This is a genomic window from Streptomyces sp. NPDC056486 (assembly GCF_042795295.1).
Lineage (GTDB): Bacteria > Actinomycetota > Actinomycetes > Streptomycetales > Streptomycetaceae > Streptomyces.
Window position 1 is genome coordinate 206,304 of the sequence record NZ_JBHTSF010000001.1, and the last position, 11,494, is coordinate 217,797.

9 protein-coding genes and 1 pseudogene are annotated in these 11,494 nt (G+C 70.2%); 2 read left to right on the plus strand and 8 right to left on the minus strand.

Features of this window, described 5'->3' with window-relative positions; all coding sequences use genetic code 11:
* Positions 1–8 precede the first annotated feature (8 nt).
* From ACFQ7F_RS00880 to xylB, 7 genes and pseudogenes are all read right to left on the minus strand, one after another.
* Positions 9–608 carry an N-acetylmuramoyl-L-alanine amidase gene (locus tag ACFQ7F_RS00880; RefSeq protein ID WP_383264049.1) on the minus strand — a complete coding sequence of 200 codons (600 nt, stop codon included), beginning with the start codon at positions 606–608 and terminating at the stop codon, positions 9–11.
* A gap of 40 nt (positions 609–648) precedes the next feature.
* A pseudogene (locus tag ACFQ7F_RS00885) lies at positions 649–870 on the minus strand (acetamidase); the annotation flags it as partial.
* Positions 871–1,209: 339 nt separating this feature from the next.
* The gene (locus tag ACFQ7F_RS00890) at positions 1,210–2,625 is read right to left on the minus strand and encodes a tetratricopeptide repeat protein (RefSeq protein ID WP_383264052.1); all 1,416 of its coding nucleotides are present in this window, start codon (positions 2,623–2,625) and stop codon (positions 1,210–1,212) included.
* 139 nt (positions 2,626–2,764) lie between these two features.
* A complete protein-coding gene (locus tag ACFQ7F_RS00895; RefSeq protein WP_383264055.1) occupies positions 2,765–4,015 on the minus strand; it encodes an MFS transporter in 1,251 nt (416 codons plus the stop codon).
* Entirely contained in the window at positions 4,015–4,953 is a 939-nt protein-coding gene (locus ACFQ7F_RS00900) for a MerR family transcriptional regulator (protein WP_383264058.1), read from the minus strand. The genes ACFQ7F_RS00895 and ACFQ7F_RS00900 overlap by 1 nt, the downstream gene beginning before the upstream one ends.
* Positions 4,954–5,159: 206 nt before the next feature.
* Positions 5,160–6,362, minus strand: a complete 1,203-nt coding sequence (locus ACFQ7F_RS00905) for an ROK family protein (RefSeq protein WP_383264061.1) — start codon at positions 6,360–6,362, stop codon at positions 5,160–5,162.
* 28 nt (positions 6,363–6,390) lie between these two features.
* Complete coding sequence (gene xylB, locus ACFQ7F_RS00910; RefSeq protein ID WP_383264063.1) at positions 6,391–7,854, minus strand: xylulokinase; 1,464 nt, start codon at positions 7,852–7,854, stop codon at positions 6,391–6,393.
* 193 nt (positions 7,855–8,047) lie between these two features.
* Between xylB and xylA the strand changes: the two genes are divergently transcribed.
* Both xylA and ACFQ7F_RS00920 read left to right on the plus strand, forming a co-directional pair.
* Positions 8,048–9,214 carry a xylose isomerase gene (xylA, locus tag ACFQ7F_RS00915; protein WP_383264065.1) on the plus strand — a complete coding sequence of 389 codons (1,167 nt, stop codon included), beginning with the start codon at positions 8,048–8,050 and terminating at the stop codon, positions 9,212–9,214.
* A 330-nt stretch (positions 9,215–9,544) separates the two neighbouring features.
* Positions 9,545–9,790, plus strand: a complete 246-nt coding sequence (locus ACFQ7F_RS00920) for a hypothetical protein (RefSeq protein ID WP_383264068.1) — start codon at positions 9,545–9,547, stop codon at positions 9,788–9,790.
* 79 nt (positions 9,791–9,869) lie between these two features.
* On the opposite strand, the gene ACFQ7F_RS00925 is transcribed toward ACFQ7F_RS00920, so the two are convergent.
* Entirely contained in the window at positions 9,870–11,222 is a 1,353-nt protein-coding gene (locus tag ACFQ7F_RS00925) for an esterase-like activity of phytase family protein (RefSeq protein ID WP_383264070.1), read from the minus strand.
* Between the last annotated feature and the right edge of the window lie 272 nt (positions 11,223–11,494).

Here is an 11,494-nt window from a genome sequence, read left to right on the forward strand (position 1 = left end):
GGACGGCGTCAGGCAGAGTTGACCAGTCGGATGTAGCGCGTCCAGTCCCAGTGCGGCCCTGGATCGGTGTGGTCGGTTCCGGGCACTTCGACGTGCCCGATGATGTGCTTGCGGTCCTTGGGGATGTCGTACGCATCGCAGATTGCCGAGGTCAGCAGCGCAGACTGCTCGTACATCGCGTCGGTGAAGTACTCGGGCTGATCCACCCATCCTTCGTGCTCGATGCCGATGCTGCGGGTGTTGTAGTTCCAGTTGCCCGCGTGCCAGCCGACGTTGCGTTCGCGGACGCACTGGGCGATGTGACCGTCCTCGGAGCGCACCACGTAGTGGGACGACACCTTCTTCGCCGAGTTCTGGAAGATGGCGAGCGTGTCGGCGTAGGTCTCCTGGGTGACGTGGACGATCACGTAGTCGACTGGATAGGTGCTGGGGCGGTTGGCGGTCGTGTAGTTGGAGGTGCTTGCCGGAACCCACTGGGCGAGCGGATAGTCGACTGCCTGAGGTCGGGCCGTGGCGCGGGTGGCGGGGAGGAGCGCGGCAGGGACGGCGGCCAGAGCCGCTCCTTGCAACAGCCTGCGCCTGCTGGGAAATCGTCTCGCTCGATCCATGGCCGGCCTGCCTTTCGGTGGGGGGACAGCTGGACTTCATCTATGGGGGCAGCAGCGTGGCCGTCTCTCGTGGCCGCGCGTGCAGTCCTCGGTGAGTTTCGCGCGCGTGCATCCACTCTTTGCGGAGCTTGGCCACGCATGTGTAGTTGGTGTCGCAGACATTGGCGAGCGGCGACTCGATGGCCTGCGTCGCGAACCGATAGGCGTCGAGCTCGCTGAAGCCGTGGTCACGGACCAGCCATTGCACGAGGTCGAGTTGGGCAGTCTGGGGGGAATCGGGTGTGGTCGCGTTGGTGTGGTCGTCGAGGTCGTCGAGGTTGACGTATTCGGCCGGGATGGCGCGGTAGGAGCGCCGTGGGTGTCACGACGTCGAGGGGGTCGTGTTCACGTGGATCGGAGGAGCGTCTCGCGTGAATTACGTTACGGCGCTGGCTGGTTGAGGCGGAAGAGCGCGATCAGAATCTGTGTACGGCACCGTGATTGTGGATAACGCGGCCACCCTTGTGGGGGAGCAGAGCCCCCGGAACCTGACCCCCGGAATCCAGCCCCCCGGAGCCCGGGAGGCTCGGGGCTGGACCCAGGCGAGACGAACGAGCCGTACTCAGCCCAACGCAGCCGCACCCACAGCGGCCTGTTCCGCGGCGCGGGCGCGGGCCGTCGCCGCCTGCGACGTCTCTCCGAGCCGATCGGCCAGCCGGGCTCGGGCCCGCCAGTTGTAGGGGCAGATGGGACGCAGGTTGATGCGTTCGCTGAGCAAGGTGCGGGCGAGGTCGTGCCGGCCGGAGCGGATGGCTGCCTCTACCAGCGTGCGCTGGATGGCGTCGCGCTGTGCGTGGCTGCCGCCGAAGGAGTTGAGGTGGTACCGGATCGGGGCGAGCAGCTCGATCACCCGGGCGTACTGCCGCTGCCGGTAGGCGATGAGGGCGCGGCACACCGGGATCCCGATCTCGCGCGTCATCGCGTGGTTCGACACGGCGGGGTCGGTCCGGGTGAGCCATTGCTCGCGATCCTTCACCAGCCGTTCGGCATCGGTGAGCCGTCCGGCGCCCGCGTACGCCATCACGGCATGGACGTCGTTGAAGGCGTAGTGGGCGCCGTCCCCGCGCCCTGCCCATGCCTGGGCGAGCGCCGCCCACCGGGGCTCGGCGTCGATGTCGGTGAGTAGCAGCCGCCACAACAGGGCTGAGGCGTCCAGGAGTTCCATGGCGACTGCCTGCGACTCCTCGTTGTGGAGGGTGCTGTCGTAGACGCCGAGGACCCGTTCGATGCTCCCCGCCTCCAGCGCGTACAGGGCGTAGTGCCACGCGTTGTGCACGGAAAGGTAGTTGCCGTCGGCCCAGTCCTCGGTCCGCGCGTCCAGGTAGCGGATCCCGTCGCCGAACATCCCCCGCATTTCGTACGTGTGGACGACCGCATGGATCCCCCACACGTCCCGCGGATGACGTTCGACCGCCTGCAGCCCGATCTCCTCTGCGTGGCCGTAGTGCCCTGCCTCTTCGAGCCCGAAGGCGTACATCCCCAGCAGCGGGCCGAAATGCGGGTCGTCGCCGTCCCACGCGCAGAGCGCGCCACCGATCCGGTCGCGCAGCCGCTGGGCGTCGCCCGTGAAGAAGTCGATCTGGTGACCGACGGCCAGGGCGAGGGCGTCTCGGGGGAACTCGGTGCTGATCTCGCCGAGGATCTCGCCGGCCCGAAGCATGTCCCCCTCCAGCCATGCCTCGGCAGCCGCAGTGTGCATCTTCTCGCGAGGCGAGAGCCCGGCAAGATCGACCGCGCCCCGGAAAGCGGTGAAGGACCGCCGGGCCTCGGCGGCATCCTTCTCCTCGGTGCCGAGAAGCCCGAGATAGGCGCCGAAGACGTGCGCCATGGCGGAATCCGGGGACGCCGCCGCCATCGCCTGCGCCTCGTCGGCGACTTCCCCACGGAAGAACAACAGCGCGTCGAGCGCCCGCTCGTAGTGGTGCGCGGCTTCGTCGCTGGTGCCACTCAGGACGTGGGCATGCCGGTCCATTTCCATCGCTGTCCCTTCTCCCTCTCTGCCGTCGGCTCCGTCCAGTCTCGCGATTCTGCCCACGCGACACGAGGGCGACGCTCGGTTCATCGGAACGACATAGTGCCGCGATGCGGGCCGCTACCGATTTTGGTCCGCAGACCCGTCACGGCTGCCGCGTCCGTGTGTTCCAGCCGATTGCCGCGGCCAGCAGAGCGACCGCCGGTACCAGCAGCAGTGCCGTCCTGCTTCCCTCGGCCGCCGCAATATGTGCGAACACCGCCGCGCCCACCGCACCGCCGACCATGTCGAGGCTGCTCAGCCAGGACATCGTCTCGGTGACGCGCCCTTCAGGGGCGAGGTCGCCGCCGGTCGTGCGCAGCGTCGCGAAGGTGCAGCCGATCACAAGGCCGGCCAGCGGGCAGACCACGAGCACCGCCAGAGGCGACATCCCTGTGGCCGCGGTCAGTGCACCGGTTCCTGTCGCGAACACGCAGAGCAGTACGGAGACCTTCGGGCCGCGCGACAGCAGCTTCGGTACGGTGCCCAGGGCGAGGCTGCCCAGAACACTGCCGACGGACAGGGCCCCCAGGTACAAGCCGGTGAACCCGGCCGCGTGGCACGCGCGTGCGTGGATCGGCAGCACCACATCCACCGCGGTCACCGCCATGACGAAGAGGGCGTCTGCGGCCAGCAGGCGCCGCAGGGGAGCGGAGGCCAGGGGGCCGAGCCAGTGCCCGTTCCGAGCCGTACACGGCAGCGGGCCCGGCGAGTTGACCAGCAGTCCGACCGCGGCGGCCGTCAGCACCGCGACGACTGCGAAAGGCACGACCGGCGAGACGGAAAGGCTCAGCCAGCCGGCGATGACAGGGCCGGTGATCAGCGCGGTGCCCATCATCGACGAGTCGAGAGCCATCGCGGTGGCCAGCGTCCCGGTGTCCGTGGAGCGGTGCCACACCGACCGCATCATGACGGCGACCGGCGGGGCGCTCGCGCCCATGGCCGCGGCGAGCGCAAGGACGAAGGGGACGGACCCGCCGCCGCGGACCGCCAGGACCAGCACAAGGGTGGTCGTCAGATACGCGGCGAGACAGCCCAGCAGGACCGGACGGGGAGCGTGGCGGTCGATGAGTCGTCCGCGCAGGGGAGCGGTGACACCTTGGCCCACCGCCAAGGCGCTCACCGCAAGGCCCGCGGTCCCGTACGCGTGGTCCTGGCCGACCAGGAGCAGCAGACTCAGGCCGACCATGCCGGGCGGCAGCTTCGACGCCATGCCGATCGCGGCGAGGCGCCAGAAGCCTGGTACGTCCATCAGGTCCCGGTAGCTGGAGAGGAAGCGTCGTGACGCGGCATCGGTCGGCTCGGCGGTGTCGGTCGGCTCGGCGGGGTCGGCGAAGATCGAGCTCTGTCGGCGCACTACTGAGGCACTCGGGCACGCAGGGCCCGGACGGCCCAGTCGAGCACCGGCGCCAGACTCTCCGGCGCGGGCCACCCGTTGGTCACCGCAAGCAGTGACAGGTAGCGATCCCTGCGGGGGTCGTCCATGGTCTCCAGGCGGGTCACCAGGCGTCGGCGGAGGGCGGTGCCGTCGGGGAGGCCGAGAATGTGCGCGTAATGCCCCGCGAGCGCGGTGACGACGGGCTCAGCTTCGGGAGACGCCGGATCCGTGCCTGCCGCGAGGGCCGGCGTGACCTGTGCCCGGACCGCCTCGGCGAGAATGCGGGGCAGGCCGGTGCTGTCGTCCGGAGCGCGATCGGCCGCCAGGTCTCTGGCCATACCCTGCATGGTGGAGCGGAACCCTGGGTCCTGGAACAACTCGGCCAGCTCCACCCACGCCTCGACCTGTTCCGCCTCGGGGTTGTCGGGCAGTTCGGGAGTGAGGGAGCGGGTGACCGCCGCGAAGGAAGGGTGGTCGTACAGGCCGTCGAAGACAGTGCCCAGGAAGTCGTCGATCAGATGTTGGCGTTCGTCATCTGAGAGCTTGGCCAGCTTGTGCATGAGATCCAATTCCTCGGGGGTGGACCCGCGCTTGGCCACCGCCGTCAGAACCGCGCGCCGCAGGCGCAGCACACGGATCTGCACCTCCAGCGCGTCCGCGTGCGCCGCAGCGACCTCGGGCAGCGAGACCTCCCGGTCCACGACCTTCCGGATGGTGGGAAGGTCAAGACCCAGGTCGCGCAGGGTGCGTACGAGATCGAGGCGGGCGACGGCATCGGTGCCGTACAGGCGGTAGCCGGCCGGGCTGCGGTCGGCGGGCGGCACGATCCCCGCGTCGGAGTAGAACCGGACGGTTTTGACCGTCAGTCCGGTCCGCCGCGCCAGATCACCGATCGAATAGAGCGTGTCGCCGTTCATGCCCCCACCTTCACGTCTCCCCCTACTGGAGACTCAAGCCCCGTCCCCGACGGGGACGGAGTGCGGCATCTGCTGTGCATGCATCCGCGAGTTTCAGAGCCGCGATCGGATGCCGGAGTGTGAGGGGAAGCGGAAGCGGACCTCAAGGGGCGGGCCACAAGGAGACAGCCGAATAGCTACGTAGTGTCCCCGGGGAGCCGTCGACGCTACGCCACCGCACCCGCAGGATCATCCAGCACCGCCCGTACGACCGAGTGTGCGGCGCCCAGCAGGGGGCCATCGGATCCCAGCCCGGAGACAGCAACATCGCACGTCGTGCCCGCCGTGCGGCGGCCCAACTCGCTCTCGAGCGACGACAGCAGCCACGGCGCCAGCCGTGACAGGGCCCCGCCGAGTACCACTGAGCGCGGATCCAGCAGATTCACCGCGCCGGTGAGAGCGATACCCAGTGCGGTCCCGGCACCGTGCAGCGCTCTTCGTACGTCCTCGTCGCCCTGCGCGGCGCGCTCCGCAAGGAGCCCGACGCGATCCGCACCCGGATCAAGGCCCGCCGCGCGCAACACCGCCTCCTCGCCCGCGTACTGCTCCAGGCAGCCACGGCCGCCGCACGGACATGCCGGGCCGTCCGGCCACACCGGCACATGCCCCAACTCACCCGCAAAGCCGCGCGTCCCGCGCAGCAGGTGCCCGTCGACGACCAGGGCGGCGCCGATGCCGATCTCCGCCGAGACGTGGAGGAAGTCCTGCGGCACCCCGTCGCCGAGCCACAGCTCGGCCAGTGCGCCGAAGTTGGCCTCGTTGTCCACCGTCAGCGGCAGCCTGCCCGGCAGCAGTGCGCCGAGGTCGACGTCGTGCCAGTCGAGGTTGGGGGCGCGGACAACCACCCCTGTGCCACGGGCGACGAGGCCGGGGACGGCGACGGCCAGTCCCGCCGGACGCAGTCCTGCCAGCTGGGCCTCGCTGCTCACCTGCCGCACAAGGGCGATGAGTTCGGCGAAGACGGGTTCGGGGTCGCGACCCCGGTTGTCGCCCTGTCGCACGGCACGCGCGCGTACCTCTCCGCGCAGGTCGACCGCACACACCGAGAGATGGTCGACGCCCACCTCGGCACCGATCCCGGCCGGTCCGCTTCCGCTGACCGCGAGTGCGGAGCCGGGACGCCCCACCTTGCCGGGGCGCTCGGGGCCGAGCTCGTCCAGGAGCCCGGAGCGGATCAACTCGTCCACCAGGGTGGAGACGGCGGCCCGCGTCAGACCGATCCGGGGGGCCACGGCGGCACGGGACAACGGCCCGTGCGCCGCGACGGCGTGCATGACGCGCGACAGGTTACGGCGGCGCATCCCCTGCTGGGTGTCGGGCAGCGGGGCTCCGGACGTGCCCCGGCGCCCGTCGTGCGGTGGTGCGGTCATGCCCCCGTCAGTCCCCGTTCTTCCGTCCTCATGGCCGCGCGTCCTCGCGGCCCGTGGCGCCGAGCAGTGGCGCCGCGTCGGAGACTACCCCGGAGATCCGGGCGAGCGCCGATTCGTCCCGCTCCACAGGGGGCAGTACAGGCCCCTCGGCCGTACCCCAGCGGCGCGCGACAGCCGCCGGATCCTCGCCCGAGAGGAGGCCCGCGGCTTGCGCGGCGGCGCCGAGCGCGACCAGTTCCTTGGCTTCGGGCACCTGAACGGCCCGTCCGGACAGCCGCCGCACGGTGTCCTGCCAGGCCGTGCCCCGTGCCCCGCCGCCGATGAGCAGGAGCGGAGCCGAACGGTCCGCGTCCGCGTCAAGGACGAGGTCAAGGGCGCCGAGCAGCGAGTGCACGGCTCCGTCGTAGGCCGCCTGCAGCAGCTGGCCCGGAGTCGTGTCGTGCTGCAGCCCGTGCAGCAGTCCCGAGGCGTGCGGAAGGTCAGGGGTGCGCTCGCCGTCCAGATAGGGCAGCAGGGTGACGGTGCCGCCCGCCTCCACCGCCTCACGGTCGAGGCTGAGGAGCGCGGCCACCCGATCCACGGCCTGGGTGCAGTTGAGAGTGCAGGCCAGCGGCAGCCAGTCGCCGCGCGCATCGGCGAACCCGGCCACCGTCCCTGTCGGGTCCGCTGGGCGCCTACCGGAGACCGCGTAGACGGTGCCCGACGTTCCCAGGCTCAGCACCGGGGTGCCGGGGAGCAGGCCGAGTCCGAGGGCGGCCGCCGCGTTGTCGCCGGTGCCGGGGGCGACCAGCGTGCCCTTGGAGAAGGGCAGCTCGCCGCTTCCGCGCACGGTGCCGGCGACCTCGCCTGGGCGGACCACGCGCGGCAGGAGTTCGGGGTCCAGGCCTACCAGTCCCAGGATCTCCTCGTCGTACGCCTCCGTCCCTGACGCCCACCACCCCGTGCCGGAGGCATCGCCCCGGTCGGTCGTGCCGCATCCCGTGAGGCGTTCGGTGAGGTAGTCGTGGGGGAGTCGCACGGCCGCGGTGGCACGGGCCGCCGCGGGCTCGTGCTCGCTCAGCCAGGCCCACTTGGTCACCGTGAAGGAGGGCCCCGGCACGCTGCCCACGCGCTCCGCCCACGCCTTCGGGCCACCCAGACGGTCCACCAACGAGCGGGCCTGCTCCGCCGAGCGCACGTCGTTCCACAGCAGCGCGGGCCGCACCGGCCTGGACTGCGCGTCCAGCGTGACGAGCCCGTGCTGCTGGCCGCCGACAGACACCGCGGCGGCCTCGCGCGCAGCGTCGCCGCACTGGTCGAGCGCCGAACGCAGGGCGTTCCACCACTCTTCGGGGTCGCTCTCGCGGGCGGTGCCCGAGCTGACGCTGTGCGGCGCCTGACCGCTTGCCACCACCCTGCCCGTGGCGGCGTCGACGACCAGGACCTTGGTGGACTGCGTGGAGCTGTCCACGCCGACGACGAGGGGTCCGTCGGCTGCTGGCGCTGATGACATCGGAGGTCTCCGTTCCCGCGGCTCTTTCCGGGCACGCCCGGACTTCTTTCCGTCCGACCTTCCCAGGGATGCCTTCGGATACTAATTTGTTAAGCGCCATGACGAAATAGTCGGGGCAGCCGTACATGAACGGGCACGCAGTCGTGCCCGGGTCGGCCGCGCAGACGTGCACCAGCCATCCAGGGAGCCGCACATGACGTACCAGCCCACTCCTGAGGACAAGTTCACCTTCGGCCTGTGGACCGTCGGCTGGCAGGGAAGGGACCCGTTCGGCGACGCGACCAGGGCGGCCATCGACCCGGCCGACTCCGTGCGTCACCTGGCTGAACTGGGTGCCTACGGAGTGACCTTCCACGACGACGACCTGATCCCCTTCGGCGCCACGGACACCGAGCGCGAGTCGCACGTCAAGCGCTTCCGGCAGGCGCTCGACGTGACGGGCCTCGTCGTGCCGATGGCGACCACGAATCTCTTCACCCACCCTGTTTTCAAGGACGGGGGGTTCACCGCCAACGACCGGGACGTGCGCCGCTACGCGCTGCGCAAGACGATCCGCAACATCGACCTCGCGGTGGAACTGGGTGCCCGTACCTACGTCGCGTGGGGCGGCAGGGAAGGCGCGGAGTCCGGTGCGGCGAAGGACGTGCGCGTCGCTCTCGACCGCATGAAGGAGGCGTTCGACCTGCTCGGCGACTACGTCACGGAGCAGGGGTACGACCTGCGCTTCGCGATCGAGCCCAAGCCCAACGAGCCGCGCGGCGACATCCTGCTGCCCACCGTCGGGCACGCCCTTGCCTTCATCGAGCGCTTGGAGCGTTCCGAGCTGTTCGGCGTCAACCCCGAAGTCGGCCACGAGCAGATGGCCGGCCTCAACTTCCCGCACTCCATCGCCCAGGCCCTGTGGGCGGGCAAGCTCTTCCACATCGACCTCAACGGCCAGACCGGCATCAAGTACGACCAGGACCTGCGCTTCGGGGCAGGCGATCTGCGAAGCGCCTTCTGGCTGGTCGACCTCCTGGAGAGGGGCGGTTACGAGGGGCCGCGGCACTTCGACTTCAAGCCGCCGCGTACGGAGGATTACGCGGGCGTGTGGGCGTCGGCGTCCGGCTGCATGCGCAACTACCTGATCCTCCGGGAGCGTGCGGCCGCGTTCCGCGCCGACCCGGAGGTCCAGGAGGCCCTGCGGGCGTCCCGCCTGGACGAGCTGTCCCTGCCGACCGCCGAGGACGGCCTCTCCGGTCTGCTCGCCGACCGTAGCGCCTTCGAGGACTTCGACGTGACGGCCGCCGCGGACCGTGGCATGGCTTTCGAGCACCTCGACCAACTGGCCATGGACCATCTCCTCGGGGCGCGGGGCTGACCGGAGGCTCCGACTTCGGAGCAATCAACTTCCGTACAGGGGTCGCATCGTGACCCTTTCGGGGCGACTCTTGACGGTATGGCCATGCCGCCCGTACCGCCGCAGCCTCCCCCTCCGCCGGGTGACACGCCCCCTCCGGGCGACGGTGGCTTCGGGCCGCCCGGCGGAGGGTACGGACCGCCTCCAGGTGACGGGCCGCCCCCGGGCGGCGGGGGATGGCCTCCCGCAGGAGGCGGCGGTGTGCCGCCCGGGGGTGGAGGCGGGTGGCCGCCTCAGAAGCCGCCAGGAGGCCCCTCCGGGCGAAGGAGCGGGCTGTTCATCCTGCTTGCCGTGATCGTCGCGGTCGGAGTCGTCGTCGTGGTGTTCCTTGTGGCCACCAGCGGTGACGGCTCCAGCGGCAAGAAGGGCCCCTCCGAGAGCAGCGAGAGCTCGGACGGCAAGCCCACCCCGTCACTGAGCATCCCGTCGGAGATCCCCTCCGAGCTGCCGACAGAGGTGCCGTCGAACCTGCCGAGCGACCTGCCCTCGGACCTCCCCAGCGGTCTGCCGAGCGACCTGGACTCCCTGATCCCGTAGCGCGCGAACAATGTAGTGCCCCGCTCTTTTATCGAGCTTTTATCGAGCCGCTGTCCTGACGGACGCCTCGGATGCGGGGTCAGATGCCCTTCGGCAGCCGCACATACGTGACTGTGGTCTCCACATCGCTGTCCACGAGACGGCCGTCCTTGTCGAACGCTTCCGCCCCGTCCGTCATCCCGAAGTCGTTGTCGTTGATCAGCGCAAGGGTGTGACTGTTCACGCGGGCCACACCTTCGATCTTGTCGGGTACGCCGTCGATGCCGCCCAGGTCGACCAGGAGACGCTTCTTCAGGACAGGCGCTCCCGAGGTCGCCGGATCGTCGAGCTGCTCCAAGGAGGGCTTCGTGGCGGCGTCGTCCCACCGCTCGCCGAGGATGTCGGCGCTGCGGTCCAACTTCACCGTCTGCAGCCGCGCGGCCCTGTCGGTGCGCTCCTCCACGAGGAGGCGGTCACGACCGACGGCCACTACGGAGGAGATCTTCAGCTCGGAGGTGTCGTCCTCGCCCGGGTCGACGACTCCTACCGCGTCGAAGCGGTACGCGTACTCGGCGGTGACAGCCTGCTTCTTGGGCGAGAAGCGCAGCAGCCGCGTCGTCCGCGATGCGTCACCCGCGTCCTCGTCCGGGACGGACAGCGGGCTCTGAACCGCCATCACCAGGTCCCCGCCCGGGAGTTGGGCGAGCCCTTCGAAGCCACGATTGCCCTTGCGGTGCAGCAGCACGCCCGGCAGCGCCTCGACGACCGGGTAGTCCGCGCCCGACAGCTTCAGGCCTCGGGGAACGTAGCGCTTGAGCACCTTGCCGTGGGCGGAGACGTGGACGAGCGAGGGCCCGTACTCGTCGACCAGCCAGAAGCTGCCGTCGTGCGCCCGCACGATGCCCTCGGTGTCCAGGCCGTTCGGGTCGTACGTCAGTGCCGTCTTCGCGTCGTATGTGTACGGCGCCTCGTCGCGCCCCTCCTGGTTGGGCAGTCCCGTGACGGGCTTCCCGGAAGAGGTCGTCAGCGGGAGCGCGTCGATGACCTTCACGGTGTCGCCGGAGACGCGGACCTTCACGATCGCCGGATCGAATCCGGGAACGGGGAATGTGCGTCGCTTCTTGCCGTCCACCTTGATCTGGCCATTGGGCCCCCGATCCGTGACCGTCCAGAACTCGCCCTTGCGGCCCGCCGGATAGATGTCGCTGCCGATGCCGCCGAGATCGGCACCGCGGTCATCGCTCACCGTCCCGGGTAGCAGGGAGTTGCTGAACGTACCCAGAGAGACGTCGCCCAGCGTCGCCGTCGAAGTGATCCGAGGCGCCTTCTCACCGCCGCCGGTCTGGGCGCCGGTGGCGGTACCCGTCACCGCGATCGCGGCGAGCACCGCCAACGGCACACCCGCGGCGACGGAACGGCGGACGCGACGCTTACGGGCGGCGTACGGGGACATGAGTGCCTCCTGTGGGGCGCAAGTGTTCGGTGACAGCGATCAGACTTCGCCGTCGCCGCGAACACAGGGAGGCAGCAAGGTGAACGTGAGGGGGCATGCTGACGGCGCCTCCCGCGAGGGGCAGGAGGCGCCGCCGTCACCCACAGGCCGGTCAGCGCTGGTCGGGCACCTGGCCCTCCTCGTCCCCCTTCGTATAGATCGCGCTGACGCACTGAGTCAGTCCGGGACGGCCCTGCGGGACGGGGGAGTCCAGTCGCGGTCGGTCCCCCTGA

Excerpts from the sequence above, each read along its gene's own strand:
- ACFQ7F_RS00925 (WP_383264070.1), bottom strand. The coding sequence starts at position 11,222 with ATGTCCCCGTACGCCGCCCGTAAGCGTCGCGTCCGCCGTTCCGTCGCC.
- ACFQ7F_RS00900 (WP_383264058.1), bottom strand. The coding sequence starts at position 4,953 with ATGAACGGCGACACGCTCTATTCGATCGGTGATCTGGCGCGGCGGACC.
- ACFQ7F_RS00890 (WP_383264052.1), bottom strand. The coding sequence starts at position 2,625 with ATGGAAATGGACCGGCATGCCCACGTCCTGAGTGGCACCAGCGACGAA.
- xylA (WP_383264065.1), top strand. The coding sequence starts at position 8,048 with ATGACGTACCAGCCCACTCCTGAGGACAAGTTCACCTTCGGCCTGTGG.
- ACFQ7F_RS00880 (WP_383264049.1), bottom strand. The coding sequence starts at position 608 with ATGGATCGAGCGAGACGATTTCCCAGCAGGCGCAGGCTGTTGCAAGGA.
- xylB (WP_383264063.1), bottom strand. The coding sequence starts at position 7,854 with ATGTCATCAGCGCCAGCAGCCGACGGACCCCTCGTCGTCGGCGTGGAC.
- ACFQ7F_RS00905 (WP_383264061.1), bottom strand. The coding sequence starts at position 6,362 with ATGACCGCACCACCGCACGACGGGCGCCGGGGCACGTCCGGAGCCCCG.